This window comes from Massilia agilis, assembly GCF_024756255.1.
GTDB classification, from domain to species: domain Bacteria; phylum Pseudomonadota; class Gammaproteobacteria; order Burkholderiales; family Burkholderiaceae_D; genus Telluria; species Telluria agilis.
Window position 1 is genome coordinate 818,576 of sequence record NZ_JANUHB010000002.1, and the last position, 15,300, is coordinate 833,875.

At 66.4% G+C, this 15,300-nt stretch carries 12 protein-coding genes; all 12 read left to right on the plus strand.

Annotated elements, in window-relative coordinates:
• Positions 1-44 precede the first annotated feature (44 nt).
• The 12 genes from NX774_RS10730 to NX774_RS10785 all read left to right on the plus strand — a co-directional run bounded on the left by NX774_RS10730 (position 45) and on the right by NX774_RS10785 (position 15,208).
• Positions 45-1,442 (plus strand): amidase, encoded by a 1,398-nt coding sequence (locus NX774_RS10730; protein ID WP_258822161.1) that lies wholly within the window; start codon positions 45-47, stop codon positions 1,440-1,442.
• Positions 1,443-1,465: 23 nt separating this feature from the next.
• Entirely contained in the window at positions 1,466-2,479 is a 1,014-nt protein-coding gene (locus NX774_RS10735; protein ID WP_258822162.1) for an FAD-binding oxidoreductase, read from the plus strand.
• 20 nt (positions 2,480-2,499) lie between these two features.
• A complete protein-coding gene (locus NX774_RS10740; RefSeq protein ID WP_258822163.1) occupies positions 2,500-3,831 on the plus strand; it encodes a M20 family metallopeptidase in 1,332 nt (443 codons plus the stop codon).
• Positions 3,832-4,069: 238 nt separating this feature from the next.
• On the plus strand, positions 4,070-5,119 hold the full coding sequence (locus NX774_RS10745) for a WD40/YVTN/BNR-like repeat-containing protein (RefSeq protein ID WP_258822164.1): 1,050 nt from the start codon (positions 4,070-4,072) through the stop codon (positions 5,117-5,119).
• Positions 5,120-5,149: 30 nt separating this feature from the next.
• The gene (locus NX774_RS10750; RefSeq protein ID WP_258822165.1) at positions 5,150-7,525 is read left to right on the plus strand and encodes an efflux RND transporter permease subunit; all 2,376 of its coding nucleotides are present in this window, start codon (positions 5,150-5,152) and stop codon (positions 7,523-7,525) included.
• 62 nt (positions 7,526-7,587) lie between these two features.
• A complete protein-coding gene (locus NX774_RS10755) occupies positions 7,588-9,171 on the plus strand; it encodes a DUF1302 family protein (protein WP_258822166.1) in 1,584 nt (527 codons plus the stop codon).
• Positions 9,172-9,193: 22 nt separating this feature from the next.
• Entirely contained in the window at positions 9,194-10,444 is a 1,251-nt protein-coding gene (locus tag NX774_RS10760) for a DUF1329 domain-containing protein (protein WP_258822167.1), read from the plus strand.
• A gap of 105 nt (positions 10,445-10,549) precedes the next feature.
• Positions 10,550-11,494, plus strand: a complete 945-nt coding sequence (locus NX774_RS10765) for a 3-carboxyethylcatechol 2,3-dioxygenase (RefSeq protein WP_258822168.1) — start codon at positions 10,550-10,552, stop codon at positions 11,492-11,494.
• Between the two features lie 21 nt (positions 11,495-11,515).
• Positions 11,516-12,301: a 2-keto-4-pentenoate hydratase gene (gene mhpD / locus NX774_RS10770; protein ID WP_258822169.1), complete on the plus strand. Its 786-nt coding sequence runs from the start codon at positions 11,516-11,518 to the stop codon at positions 12,299-12,301.
• A gap of 10 nt (positions 12,302-12,311) precedes the next feature.
• Entirely contained in the window at positions 12,312-13,247 is a 936-nt protein-coding gene (locus NX774_RS10775) for an acetaldehyde dehydrogenase (acetylating) (protein WP_258822170.1), read from the plus strand.
• A 10-nt stretch (positions 13,248-13,257) separates the two neighbouring features.
• Positions 13,258-14,292 carry a 4-hydroxy-2-oxovalerate aldolase gene (gene dmpG / locus NX774_RS10780; protein WP_258822171.1) on the plus strand — a complete coding sequence of 345 codons (1,035 nt, stop codon included), beginning with the start codon at positions 13,258-13,260 and terminating at the stop codon, positions 14,290-14,292.
• A gap of 46 nt (positions 14,293-14,338) precedes the next feature.
• Positions 14,339-15,208 (plus strand): alpha/beta fold hydrolase, encoded by an 870-nt coding sequence (locus tag NX774_RS10785; protein ID WP_258822172.1) that lies wholly within the window; start codon positions 14,339-14,341, stop codon positions 15,206-15,208.
• The last annotated feature ends 92 nt before the right edge of the window (positions 15,209-15,300 follow it).

The following is a 15,300-nucleotide window of genomic DNA, read 5'->3' on the forward strand; positions in this document are numbered from 1 at the left end:
CGCTGCCGGTCCCTGGCCGGCTTCTTGCGCGGCATGGAGTGAACATGGAAAACCAATTGCACTACCTGGAGATGTCCGAGCTGTCGCAACGCATGCGCAGCGGCGAACTCTCGCCCGTTGAAGTCGCGCAGGCGCAACTGGCGCGCATCGCAGCGCTCGACGGTTCGCTCAACAGCTATGCCTGGGTCGCGGCCGAGCAGGCAATCGAGCAAGCGCGCCAGGCCGAAGCGGAACTGGCACGCGGCCAATGGCGCGGCCCGCTGCACGGCGTGCCGATCGGCGTCAAGGACCTGTTCTGGACCCGCGACATGCCGACCACGGCCGGGACCACCATCTACCGCGACTACCTCGCGCCCGAAGACGCGACCGTGGTTCAGCGCCTGAAGGACGCCGGCGCGGTCATCCTCGGCAAGCTGCGCATGACCGAAGGCGCGTTTGCCATCCACCACCCCGACCTGCCGGCCCCCAGCAATCCGTGGGGCGCCGATCACTGGGCCGGCGCTTCGTCCAGCGGCAGCGGCGTGGCCGCCGCGGCCGGGCTGTGCTACGGCGCGCTGGGCACCGACACCGGCGGCTCGATCCGTTTTCCGAGCGCGGCCAACAACCTGACCGGCATCAAGCCGACCTGGGGCCGGGTCAGCCGCCACGGCGCGTTCGAGCTGGCCGCCAGCCTTGACCATGTGGGCGCGATGGCGCGCAGCGCCAGGGACGCGTTTGCGCTCCTTTCCGTGATCGCCGGCCACGATCCGCTGGACCCGACCTCGCTGCCGGGCCCCGCTCCCACGTTCTCGGGCATCGAAGAAAGCTTCGCCGGCCTGCGCGTGGGCGTGGACGAAAGCTGGCTCAGCGACGGCGTCGATCCGGCCATCCAGCGTGGCCTGCAGCAGATCATGGCCTTCATCGAACAAGGCGGCGGCGTGCTGCACAGCGTGCGCATGCCCGATACCCGCGCGGTGAGCACCAACTGGGAACAGCACTGCGGCGTGCAGACCGCCGTGGCGCACGCGGCCACCTACCCGAGCCGCGCCGCCGAATACGGCCCGGCACTGAGCCGCCTGATCGACGGCGGCCTGGCGCTGGGCGGCCTGGAGTACCAGCGCATTTTGCTGGCCGCGCAGCGCTTCACCGGCGAAGTGGACGCCCTGCTCGACCAGGTCGACCTGGTGCTCGCGCCGGTGCAGCCGTATGCGGCGCCCACCTACGGGCAGCTGGCCGGCCTGGCGCTGGACCCGGAAGCGAACCGCCGCCTGATCCAGTTCACCTCGCCGTTCAACGTCAGTGGCCACCCCTGCCTGAGCCTGCCTTGCGGCTTCACGCAGGCGGGCCTGCCCCTGGGCGCGCAATTCATCGGCAAAAAGGGCTCGGAAGCGCTCCTGTGCCGCGCCGGCATGGCCGTGCAGCGTGTCAGCGACTGGCACAAGCAGCATCCGCCCGGCATCTGAATATCACCATCATGAGCAAGAACATGCACCAAATCACCCTCAACTACGCCGATGGCGTCAGCCGCAGTTTTGAGGTCGCGTCCGGCGAGCTCATCCTTGACGCCGCCATCGCCGCCGAGATTCCCGTCCTGTACCAGTGCCAGTCCGGCAGCTGCTCGACCTGCACCGCCACGCTGGCCTGCGGCGACGCCCACACCCGCGCCGGCGCCAGCTCGACCCTGCTGGCCAGCGAAGTGGCGGCCGGCACGCGCCTGTTGTGCGTGTGCGAAGCCGGCTCCGATTGCAGCTTCGACCTGGCCTACAGCAGCGAAGCCGGCGCCATCGTCGCCCACGATGTCCACGCCTTCATCGATTCGGTCGAGCAGATCGCCAGCAATGTGGTGCGCCTGACGGTGGAGCTGGCCGAGGGCGAATGGATGGACTTCCGTCCCGGCCAGTTCATGCAGATCGAAGTGCCGGGCCTGGGCGTGCTGCGCAGCTATTCGCCGTCGAGCGTGGCGACCGACCTGCCGAAGATGGAGTTCCTGATCCGCATCCTGCCCGATGGCGCGATGTCCAACTTCCTGTCCAAGGTGGCCGAGCCGGACCAGGTGCTCAAGCTGCGCGGGCCCTACGGCTCATTCTTCCTGCGCGAAGAACACAAGCGCGCGCCGCACATTTTCGTGGCAGGCGGCACCGGCCTGGCGCCGATCCTGTCGATGATCGACACCCTGCGCCAGTACGGCGGGCGCAAGCCTTCCATGTTGCTCAGCTTCGGCTGCGCCACGCCCGACGCCCTGTTCAGCCTGGAAGAGATCGCGCTGCGCAAGCAATGGCTGCCGACGCTCGACACGCGCATCTGCGTGGACCGCGATCCGCAGGAAGGCATGCATCACGGCAATCCAGTCAGTGCCCTGCGCGAAGGCGACGTGCACCCCGACACCGTGGCCTACCTGTGCGGCCCGCAAGTGATGATCGACGCCGCGACCCGTCGCCTGATCGAGCTGGGCGCCAATCCGGGCAACATCTTCAGCGAACAATTCACGCCGAGCAATTAAGAGCACACAAGGAACCACCCATGCTTCCCGCTACCACCCCCGCCCCGCTCTCCGCCCAGCAGCAGCAATGGTATGCAGCGGCCTGCGCGCGGATCGACCCCAAGCGCCTGCAGCAGCTGCTGTTCGAGCTGACCAACATCCACAGCCCGACCGGCGCCACGCGTGCGGCCAGCGAGTTCATGACCGCGCACCTGGGCAAGGTCGGCTTCGACGCCAGCTACCAGCCGCTGACCGACATCAGCGGCAACGTCAAGGCCCAGTACCGCGGCAGCGGCGGCGGCGCCTCGGTAATGCTGTATGCGCCGATCGACACGCACCTGGATTGCACGCCCGAGGAGCGCGAACTGCTTACCGGCCCGGCCACCGAGGCCGACATGCAGCCGCGCGCGGCGCAGGTCGAGGACTGGGTGTTCGGCCTGGGCGCGAGCAACCCCAAGGGCATGATCGCCACGCTGACCGAAGTGGCCACCGCGCTGATCGAAGCGCAGGTGCCGCTGCGCGGCGACCTGCTGATGGGCCTGGCCGATGGCGGCATGCCGGTGGACATCGGCGCACGCCAGCACGCCGGCATGTCCGGCGGCGTGCTGCACCTGCTCAACCGCGGCATGTACCCCGACTTTGCCATCATCATGAAGCCGTGGAACTGGGTGTACCACGAAGAGCCGGGCATGGCCTGGTTCAAGCTGCGCGTGTACGGCACCCTGGGCTACGCGGGCGTGCCGCACGACACGCCGGGTTTCCGCAGCTCGGTCGGCGCCACCGCCACCGTCATCCCGGAACTGGAAAAGTGGATCATCGACTATGCCGAGAAGAACACCTCGGGCGTGGTCAAGCCGCATGGCTGGATTGCCGGCGTGCGCGGCGGCGACCCCGAGCGCCCTGCCTTCCCGTCCTTCCTGACCGAATTGTTCTTCGACGTGCGCGTCAACCCGCGTACCTCGCCGGCCGAGGTGAAGGCGCAGTTCGCGGCCTTCGTGGCCGAGCTCAAGGCGCGCCGTCCCGAGCTGGACATGGACTGGGAGATGTACGGCTCGGTCCCCGGCGGCACCACCGACCCGCAGAACTGGATCATCCAGTCCTGCAAGCGCGGCTGGGAACACATCGAGGGCCGGCCGCACGGCACGCCCGACTGGCTGGGCGGCCAGACCGACGGCGCTGCCTTGCGCCGCTGGGGTGTGCCGACGGCGCGCGTGGGCTGGCCGTGGCCGGCGCAAGGGGCGCCGCTGCCGGTGGCCGAAGGCCTGGGCGGCATGGGCGCCACCTACATTCCCGAGCTGATTCCCTGCGCGAAAAAAATCATGTACGCGCTGGTGGATACGCTGACACGGCCGCGCAGCGAGCTGGGCTTGTAACGCCGGCGCCCTGCTCCCGCCCTGAAGATTTTTCCTGGGTTTGACGACGTCTGCGGGCACGACCCGGACACGTCGTCTTTTTTTGCGCAGCGCCTTATCCGGATCGTGCACGCCGGCGGCCATGAATGTTGCAGGCAAAGGATAAGCACGCAGTGGTTGGATAGTCGCGCAGGAGCGGGGTCGAGACAATGGATTTTCTGGAAGTCCTTTTTTGCACGTCAACTTTGTGGATCGCCTTATGAACAAGTCCTCCAGTCTTCGCGTGGAGAACCCGGCCCGGACGGGCGCAACAGCACGCCTGGCCAATCTCGTTGTGTCGGCGCTGCCGTGGATGATCATCGCCGGCCTGCTCTATGCCGGCCTGTTCATCAAACCCAAGGCCGTGGGCAGCAGCGTCACGCCGCCGGCGCTGGAACGGCGCGACCGCGTGTACGGCATTGCGCACGGAGCGGACGGCGCGCTGCTGGCCGCCGCCTCCAACGGCAAGATCCTGGCCATCGGCCCGGACCGCAAGATCGCCCGCCCGGCCACCCCGGCCAGCCTGTCGCTGCAGGACATTGCCGCGTTCGACGCCGCGCACGCTGTGGCGGTGGGCAACGACAACGTCATCCTGGTCACCGAAGACGGCGGCAAGCACTGGAGCCGCGTGGACAACGTCCCGCGCTCGCAGGTCGCCAACAAGCTCAACCGGGTGCGCGCCGGCGCCAACGGCGTGGCGGTGGCGGTGGGCGAGATGGGCGCGCTGCTGTCCTCCCAGGATTACGGCAAGACCTGGCAGCGCCTGCGCGAAGAAGAAGACGTGGCCTGGAACGACGTGGCCATCCTCGACGGCGGCGTGCTGGTGGTGGTGGGCGAATTCGGCAAGATCCTGCGCAGCAGCGACAACGGCAAGAGCTGGGAAAAGGAACAGCCGCCGGTGCAAAGCTCGCTGATGGCGGTGGCTTTTCGCGATGCAAGCAACGGCGTGGCGGTTGGACTCGAGGGCGTCGTGCTGACCACGGGCGACGGCGGCCGCAGCTGGGCAACCGTCAAAGTGCCGGCACACGAACACCTGCTCGACGTGACTTGGAACGCCGAGCGCAGCGAATGGTTCGCCACCGGCGCCATGGGCCGCTGGGTCAGCGGCACGAGCGGCGCCGACGGCCTGCAATGGCAGGCAGGCGTCCTGGGCGAGCACGCGCTGTCCTGGCACACCCGCGTACTGGCTGCCGGCCGCAGCTATTGGCTGGCCGGCGCCGACCTGGGCACCTGGGACGGCCGCCAGTGGACCCCGCTGGCATCGAACTGAATCCCCGCACCATTTTTCGAGATTGTTCCCATGATTGAACGCATCGCGCATTTCTGCGTCGAGAGACGCAAGCTGGTCGTCGGCCTGCTGCTGGCCTGTACCCTGGTCCTGAGCTGGTTCGCCCTGCATATCCAGGTCCGCACCGTGTTCGAGGACATGCTGCCCTCCAAGCACGAGTACGTGAAGACCCACGAGAAATTCAAGGACACCTTCGGCGGCTCGAACATCGTCACCATCATGCTCGAGGTGGACAAGGGCGACATCTTCCAGCAGTCGGTGCTGGGCAAGGTACGCGACCTGACCCTGGGCCTGCGCGAAGTCTCGGCCGTCAACCAGTTCCAGATCACCTCGCTGGCATCGAAGAAGCTCAAGGAAGTGCACGCATCGACCAGCGGCATCGAAAGCGTGCCGGTGATGTGGCCGGACGTGCCGCAGACGGCCGACAAGATGGCCGAGCTGAAAGCGGCCGTGCTGCGCAACCCGCTGGTGTATGGCCCCTACGTTTCCAAGGACCTGCAGGCAACCCTGATCACGGTCGACTTCATCGACCAGAAAGTGGACTACGCCACCGTCTTCAAGGAGATCAATGCGCTCATCGCCAAGGTCGATGACGGCTCGGTGAAGATCCGCGTGGTGGGTGACCCGATCCTGTTCGGCTGGGTGAACCACTACCTGCCCGAGACCTTGCACCTGGTGTTCTACGCCCTGGGCGTAACGCTGGCCATGCTGTTCGTGCTGCTGCGCACCTGGCGCGGCGTGCTGCTGCCCTTGCTGGCCGGCCTGGTGAGCGCGATCTGGGCGCTGGGCATCTGCCAGATCCTGGGCATCAATTTCGAGCCGCTGGTGATCGTGGTGGCGATGCTCATCACCTCGCGCGCCGTGTCGCACTCGGTGCAGATCGTCAACCGCTTCGACGACGAGCTGGAAACGCAGGCCAAGGTCGATGGACCGGAGCTGTCGCGCATTGCGGCGCGGGTTGCACTGGCCGACCTGTTCCGCCCCGGCATGCTGGGCGTGATTGCGGACGCCGCCTGCATGGCCGTGGTCGCGCTCAGCCCGATCCCGATGCTGCAAAAGCTCACGGTGCTGTCGGTGGTGTGGGTCTCGACCCTGACGGTGAGCGCCGTGATCCTGACCCCGGTGCTGCTGTCGTGGATCCGCAAGCCGCGCGGCTTTGCGCACCCGCTGAACCTGCAGCCGGTCCTGCGCAAGGTGCTGGACTTCGCGGTGGGCATCACCCTGTCGCGCGCCCGCTATGCGGTGCTGGGCGTGAGCCTGCTGGTCGTGGTCGGCGCCGGCATCTACGCGCTGAACCTGAAGATCGGCGACGCCAATCCCGGTTCGCCGATCCTGTGGCCGCACGCGAAGTACAACCAGGATTCCAAGGCCATCAACTCGCGCTTCGAGGGCGTGGACCGGATGTTCGTGGTCATTGGCGAGGACGGCAAGGCGGGCGTGGTCAAGAGCAACGAAGTGCTGCAGTCGATGGACCGCTTTCAGCGCTTCATGGAAGTGCAGCCCGAGATCGGCGGTTCGGTGTCGATCGCCGACGTGATCCCGCAGATCAATGCCAGCCTGCATGAGGGCAATCCGCACTACCTCGAAATGTCGGACAACGCGGCCGTCAACGGCAGCCTGATGGCGATGCTCGAATCGGTGTCCGAGCCGGGCGACATGGACCGCTTCGTGGACAAGGCATCGGCCAACGGCGCCGTTACCCTGATGTTCCGCGACCGCCAGGGCGAGACGATCCGCACCGCGGTGGCGCGCATCAAGGAGTTCATCGCGGCCAACCCGCTCAAGGAAGGCCACTGGCAGCTGGCCGGCGGCGCCGTGGGCGTCATGGCGGCCATCAACGAGATCATCCTGTCCAGCCAGATCGAAGCGATCGCGCTGGCGCTGCTGGTGCTGGCGGTGCTGTGCACCATCGTGTACCGCTCGACGATCGCCGGGATGCTGTTCATGGTGCCGGTCATCATTTCCAACATGCTGACCTTCGCCTTCATGGTGTGGAAGGGCATCGGCATGAACATCAATACCGTGCCGGTGGCCGCGCTGGGCATCGGCCTGGGCGTGGATTACGCGTTCTACATCGCCGACCGCGTCAAGGAAGAAATCGCCATCGGCAGTACGCCCGAGCGCGCCATCAGCCAGGCCCTGCATTCGGCCGGCATGGGCGTGATCGTGACCGCCAGCGTACTGATCCTGAGCACGCTCCTGTGGTGGGTCTCGTCGCTGCGCTTCCAGGCAGAGATGGGACTGTTGATGGCCATCTGGCTGTCGGTGTCGGCCATGTCGGCACTGTTCGTGATGCCTTCGCTGATCTACGTAACGCGGCCGAAGTTCATCTTCGGCGACCCGGCCAAGCCAGCCGAAGCGAAGGCGGCGCAGCCACAGCTTGCTTGAGTTCCAGGCAAAACAAAAAACAGGGATTTCCGATTCTTTTCCACGCCCTCAAGGGAGACAACATGAAGCACCGCAAGACCAAACCGGCACGCCGAGGCCGCCTGCTCCGCGCGCTCGTTCCTACCGCCGTGATGGCCGCCGCCAGCCCGCTGGCGCTGGCCGGCGACAACAACGGGGACGACCGTTTCCATTTCGACGGTTACCTGCGCGAGGAAGTGTCCATCAATGCCAAGAACTGGCAGGACACGCCCGACTACAACGACAAGGGCAAGGTGTCCATGGCGCGCACGAGCTTGCGCCTGAACATGGAGTTCAAGGCGGCCGACGGCCTCACCTTCGTGGCCAAGGCGCGCGCCGCGCGCGAATGGAATTCGCCGTTCCTGAAGCACCTGGAGGGCATGGGTGCGAACAGCTACCGCAAGAAGGGGCTGACCGACCTGTACAACGACGTCGACGTGCGCGAGTGGTACGCCGACATCGTCGCCAGCGACCGCGTCAAGCTGCGCGTGGGCAAGCAGCAGATCGTCTGGGGCGAGACCGACTTCTTCGTTGCCAACGACCTGGCGCAAGGCTATGACAACGTGTGGCGCAGCTTCCTGGAGCCGGCCAACGAAGACCTGCGCAAGGGCAACATCGCGATCAAGGCGAACATCGACGTGCCGGAAGCGAACGGCGGCATCGAGGCCTTCTTCCGCCCGGGCTGGGACCGCAAGCGCGACATCGGCACCGAGATCGACGTCTATGGCGGCCGCTGGTCGAGCCAGCCCTATGCCGGCGTGGACTTCCGCAATATCGACCCGTACAGCTGGAACAACTCGAAGGCCAACATCCACAGCAAGAGTGGCGGCGTGCGCTGGAGCGGCATGGCGGGCGACACCAACTACTCGGTGTCGGTCATGCGGACCTTCTACAACATGCCGATCATGAACGCGTCGCCGACCTTCATGGACGGCGTGATGCCCTCGGGCGCGGCGCCGATCGGCAGCAAGACCACCTTGGGCCCGGCCGGCGAGATCATCTATCCGATGGTCAATGTGTTCGGCGCCACCGCCAGCCGCTACTCCGACATGACGGACGCCGTGTTCAGCGCCGAAGTGGCTTACATCAAGGACGCGCCGTTCAACTACGCCGCCGCCACGCCCTCGCTGATGAGCCAGTACATTGCGCCGGGCTTCGATGGTTGGAAGACGCGCAACGTGATCGCCTCGATGGTGCGCATGGACAAGAACTTCGCGTTCACCCAGAACCTGCTGGGCACGGAGAAGCCGATGTTCTTCTCGGTGCAGGTGTTCGACAAGTGGATCCAGGACTTCGACCGCAACGAGAACCTGCTCTACAGCGTGGGCTGGGGCGGCCGTGCCAAGCGCCACAACACGCTGGTCACCACCATCTTCGACCTCTCCTACGACAACGGCCGCATCCACCCGCAGCTCGTGCTCGGCTCGGACGTGACCAATGGCGGCGGCTTCTACATCCCGTCCGTCACCTTCCAGCTGAACAAGAACCTGCGCTGGAAGCTCGAGTACGACGGCTTCTGGGACAGCCGCTACGCCAAGGGCCCCGTGCCCCTGAGCGACCGCACCACGCTGTTCGGCTACCTGCACAACCGCGACCAGGTCTACACCAGCCTGAACTATCTCTTCTAACCATCGCACCCCGGGACCAATCATGAAAGCTACGACACTCTACTCCTGCATGGTGGCCGCGCTGTTCGGCGCATCCTGCCTGCCGGCCATCGCCGCCGACCTCGCCGAAGGCACGGTGATCTCCGCCGCCAACCTCGACCAGGTGAAGAACGCCACCTTCGAAGGCCACACCATCGGCAGCATGCTGACCGAAAAGATGGAATGGCGCATCCGCAACAGCGGCTGGAAGCTCACCCTGGCGCACTCGAAGAAGGTGCCGCTCGACCAGAACTGGGTCAAGGCCAGCAAGGCCAACGAAGGCAAGACCAAGATCAACGACGCATCGTGCAAGGTCGATGGCTGGAAGGCCGGCGCGCCCTTCCCCACCATCGACATGAAAGACCCGGAAGCAGGCAAGAAGATCGCCTGGAACCTGGGCATCGGCTCGCTGCTGGGCGACGTGTCCTCGGTGCCGAACTTCACCCAGGTGCTCATCGACGGCAAGAGCGGCATCCACGCCGAACTGGTGGCCGAATTCACCCGCATGAACATGAAAGGACGCCTGACCGGAGGCGCCTCCACCCTGGGCAGCGACGACGAGAGCGCGCGCCAGCTGCTGTTCTTCAAGGCGCCATCCGAGGTCAAGGGCATCGGCACCTTCACCGTGATGTACGACGCGGCCAAGGTGCCGGACGTGTGGGCCTACGTGCCCGCCGTGCGCCGCACCCGCCGCTTGTCCGGCGGCGCCTGGATGGACCCGGTGGGCTCGTCCGACCAGCTGCAGGACGACCTGGACGGCTTCAACGCGCGCCCGTGCTGGTATCCGGGCTACAAGCTGCTGTCCAAGCGCTGGGTGCTGGCCGCGGCCAACAGCAAGCTCGATGTGTGGAACCAGAAGGCCTCGTCGCCCGCGCAGAAGTACCCGACGCTGGATCATTCGGCGCCGTACTGGAACCTGAACGACTCGTACGAGCCGCGTGAAGTGTACGTGCTCGAGGTCGCGACCCCGGCGCAGCACCCGTACAGCAAGAAGGTGCTGTACGTCGAGACCGAGTACCCGCGCGTGCACTACGTCGAGGCGTACAACCGCAAGGGCGAGTTCTGGAAGTTCATGGACATCCACTCCTACGTCAACACCAAGGCCGGCGACATCCGCACCGTCTCGGCCGACGTGATCGACTTCCAGCGCAACCACGCCACGATCTCGCTGATCGACGTGGCGACCTGGCGCACCAACTTCGACGCCAAGCCGAGCGACGTGTCGCTGACCCGCCTGGAGTCGGCCGGCCGCTGATGACGGCCCCGGGCTGCCCGATTGGTTCGGGCGGCCCTGTATCTGCCGCGCGCCGGGTCTGTTCCCGGCGCGGCGGCACGCACCAAGAATTCACCGAGTACCGATATGCCAATTCGTCTTGAATGCCTGTCCCACACCCCGCTGCAGGGCTATTTCGATCCCGCGCCGGACGTACTGAACGAGGTCGAGCGCGTGCAGGCCGCCGCGCGCGAACGCGTGCTCGCCTACGACCCCGAGCTGGTGGTGGTGTTTGCGCCCGACCATTACAACGGCTTCTTCTACGACCTGATGCCGCCGTTTTGCATCGGCGCGGCAGCCGATTCGATTGGCGATTACAAGAGCCTGGCCGGGCCGCTGCCGGTGCCGGGCGCGCTGGCCAGGGACATGGCCGAAAGCGTGCTGGCAGCCGACATCGACGTCGCCCTGTCCTACCGCATGCAGGTCGACCATGGCTGCGCGCAGGCGCTCGAAGTACTCACCGGCGGGCTCGACCGCTTCCCGGTGATCCCCGTATTCATCAATTCCGTGGCGCCGCCGATGGCGACGCTGCGCCGCGCCCGCCTGCTGGGCGAAGCCATCGGCCGCTTTTTGGAGCGTACCGGCAAGCGCGTGCTGGTGATCGGATCGGGCGGCATTTCGCACGAGCCGCCGGTGCCGCTTTTGGCCGGCGCCAGCGACGAAGTGGCCCAGCGCCTGATCGCCGGGCGCAACCCGACACCCGAAGGCCGCGCCGCGCGCCAGGCGCGCACGCTCGCCGCGGCCAAGTCCTTCACGGCTGGCGACAGCGGACTGCATCCGCTGAACCCCGAGTGGGACCTGGCGTTCATGGACAAAATGGCCTCGGAACTGCTGGCCGTCGATGGCATGACCAACGACGCGATCACGCGCGACGGCGGAAGGTCGGCGCATGAGATCCGCGCTTGGGTGGCCGCGTTCGGCGCCCTGTCCGCCTATGGCCCCTACCGCGCGACCAACGACTTTTATCGCCCGATTCCCGAATGGATCGCGGGCTTCGGCGCCATGCACGCCGCGCCCGTCGCGGCGGCGTAATCACATCAAGGAAGGAAACTCATGTCCGGACAACTCATACCCAGCCTGGCGAGCAGGCTGCGCAACGCCGAATGCACGCGCCAGCCGGTGCCGCCGGTGCGCGGCGACATCGCGCAGGACGACATGGCGCTGGCCTATGCCGTGCAGCAGGCGAACGTCGAGGCGCGCCGCGCGCAGGGCGAGCGCATCGTCGGCCGCAAGATCGGCCTGACCTCGCTCGCGGTGCAAAAGCAGCTCGGCGTCGACCAGCCCGATTTTGGCGCGCTGTTTGCCAACATGGCCTATGGCGACGGCCAGCCGATGCCGCTGTCGCGCCTGATCCAGCCGAAGGTGGAGGCCGAGATCGCGCTCGTACTCAAGCACGACCTGACGCAAGCGCAGCACACCTTTGCCGACATCATCGGCGCGACCGACTACGCACTGGCGGCGATCGAGGTGGTGGACAGCCGCATCCAGGACTGGGACATCCGCTTCGTCGATACGGTCGCCGACAACGCCTCGAGCGCCATGTTCGTGCTCGGCAGCCGGCCGGTGCCGCTGGCCGGGCTGGACCTGCCGGGCGCCGCCATGACCCTGTCGCACGACGGCGAGCTGGTCTCGCAAGGCAGCGGTGCGGCCTGCCTGGGCAACCCGCTCAATGCCGCCGTGTGGCTGGCCGACATGATGGTCAAGATGGGCACGCCCCTGCGCGCCGGCGACGTCTTGATGACCGGTGCGCTCGGCCCGATGGTGGCCGTGACCGCGCCGGGCACCTTCACCGCCCACATCGCCGGACTGGGCAGCGTGCGCGCCGTGTTTTCAGAATAAGGAGTCATACATGAGCAAGAAACTCAAGGCTGCCATCATCGGCAGCGGTAACATCGGCACCGACCTGATGATCAAGATCCTGCGTCACGGCAGGCATATCGAGATGGGGGCGATGGTGGGCATCGACCCCAAATCCGACGGCCTGGCGCGCGCCGCGCGCATGGGCGTGGCGGTGACCCACGAGGGCGTGGACGGCCTGACGCGGCTGCCGCAATTTGCCGACATCGACATCGTGTTCGATGCCACCTCGGCCTCGGCCCAGGTGAAGAACGACGCCGTGCTGCGCGCACTCAAGCCAGGCATCCGCATGGTCGACCTGACCCCGGCCGCGATCGGCCCGTACTGCGTGCCGGTGGTGAACGGCGAGGCGCACCTGGACGCGGGCAACGTGAACATGGTCACCTGCGGCGGCCAGGCCACGATCCCGATGGTGGCCGCGGTCTCGCGCGTGGCCAAGGTGTATTACGGCGAAATCATCGCTTCGATCTCCAGCAAGAGCGCCGGTCCGGGCACCCGCGCCAACATCGACGAATTCACCGAGACCACCTCCAAGGCCATCGAGCAGGTGGGCGGCGCGCAAAAGGGCAAGGCCATCATCATCCTGAACCCCGCCGAGCCGCCGCTGATCATGCGCGACACCGTGTACTGCATGACCGAGCTCGATGCCGACCAGGACGCGATCCGCAAGTCGGTGCAGGACATGGCCGCCGCCGTGCAGGAATACGTTCCCGGCTACCGCCTGAAGCAGGAAGTGCAGTTCGACCGCATCGAGCTTGCCCCCAACCTGCCGGGCGTCGGCCGCCAGGCGGGCCTGAAGGTCTCGGTCTTCCTGGAAGTGGAAGGCGCGGCCCACTACCTGCCTGCGTACGCCGGCAACCTCGACATCATGACCAGCGCCGCCCTCAAGACCGCCGAGCGCATGGCCGAGCGGCACCTCGTCGCGTAAGGAGAAGCACATGTTTGACAAGTCCAAGAAGATCTACATTTCCGACGTCACCCTGCGTGACGGGATGCACGCGATCCGCCACCAGTATTCGCTGGAGCAGGCGGTGCAAATCGCCAGGGCGCTCGATGAAGCCCGGGTGGACAGCATCGAGGTCGCGCACGGCGACGGGCTGCAGGGCTCGAGCTTCAACTACGGCTTTGGCGCCCACACCGACCTGGAGTGGATCGAAGCGGTGGCCGGGGTGCTCAAGCACGCCAAGGTCGCCACCCTGCTGTTGCCGGGCATCGGCACCATCCACGACCTGAAGAACGCCTACGACGCCGGCGCGCGCGTGGTGCGCGTGGCCACCCACTGCACCGAGGCCGACATCTCCAGGCAGCACATCGAATATGCGCGCGAACTGGGCATGGACACGGTGGGCTTCCTGATGATGAGCCACATGACCACGCCGCAGAACCTGGCGCAGGAAGCCAAGAAGATGGAAAGCTACGGCGCCACCACGGTCTACGTGGTCGACTCGGGCGGGGCGATGAACATGTATGACATCGCCGACCGCTTCAAGGCGTTCAAGGACGTGCTCAAGCCCGAAACCCACACCGGCATGCACGCGCACCACAACCTGTCGCTGGGCGTGGCCAACTCGATCGTCGCGATCGAAAACGGCTGCGACCGCATCGACGCCAGCCTGACCGGCATGGGCGCCGGCGCCGGCAATGCGCCGCTGGAGGTGTTCATCGCCGCGGTCGACCGCATGGGCCTGAACCACGGCTGCGACGTGAAGAAGCTGATCGACGCCGCTGAAGACATCGTGCGCCCGATCCAGGAGCGCCCGGTGCGCGTGGACCGCGAAACGCTGGCGTTGGGCTACGCGGGCGTGTATTCGAGCTTCCTGCGCCACTCCGAAACGGCGGCCGCCAAGTACGGCCTGCCCGCCTTCGACATCCTGGTCGAGCTGGGCAAGCGGCGCATGGTCGGCGGGCAGGAAGACATGATCGTGGACGTGGCCCTGGACATGCTCAAGCAGCGCGCATCGCAGGGCGCATGAATCACGTCGGCCCAGTGCCGGCATTAACGCAGAAAGGAACACCAAGATGGCGGCAAACGCAATCACGTTGAGCGAGGCATCGACCAGCAAGCTCGCGCGCATCAAGCACGGCGACGTGGAGTTGAACATCCACTACAACGATGTCGGCAGCGGCGCCGAGACGGTCGTGATGCTGCACGGCTCCGGCCCGGGCGCGACCGGCTGGGCCAACTTCCACCGCAATATCGAGCCGCTGGTCGGCGCCGGCTACCGGGTCATCCTGATGGATTGCCCGGGCTGGGGCAAGAGCGACTCGATCGTCAACACCGGCTCGCGTTCGGAGCTGAATGCGAGCATCCTCAAGGGCCTGGTCGATGCGCTGGACCTTGGGCGCGTGCACATCCTCGGTAACTCGATGGGCGCCCACAGCGCGGTCGCGTTCGCGCTCGCGCATCCGGACCGGATCGGCAAGCTGGTGCTGATGGGTGGCGGCACCAGCGGCGCCAGCCTGTACGCGCCGATGCCCACCGAAGGCATCAAGCAGCTCAATGGCGTGTATCGCGAACCGACCATCGAGAACCTGAAACGGCTGATGAATGTGTTCGTGCACGACGCCAGCGCGATCACGGACGACCTGATGCAGCAGCGCCTGGACAATATCCTGGCGCGCCGCGACCACCTGGAGAACTTCGTGAAAAGCCTTGCGGCCAATCCGAAGCAGTTCACCGACTACAGCGCGCGCCTGGGCGAAATCAGCGCACAGACGCTGGTGATCTGGGGGCGCGATGACCGTTTCGTGCCGATGGATACCGGGCTGCGCCTGATCGCCGGCATCCCGAACGCGCAGCTGCATATCTTCAGCCGCTGCGGGCACTGGGCCCAATGGGAGCACGCGGACGCATTCAACCGCATGGTGCTGGACTTCCTGGCGCACTGACGCAGGATCGTAGGGTGGGCAGCTTGTCTGCCCACGCGTTCAGGCGGCTTTGACTGACGCCGCGATCGGCTCAAGCTGGTTGAACGCGTGGG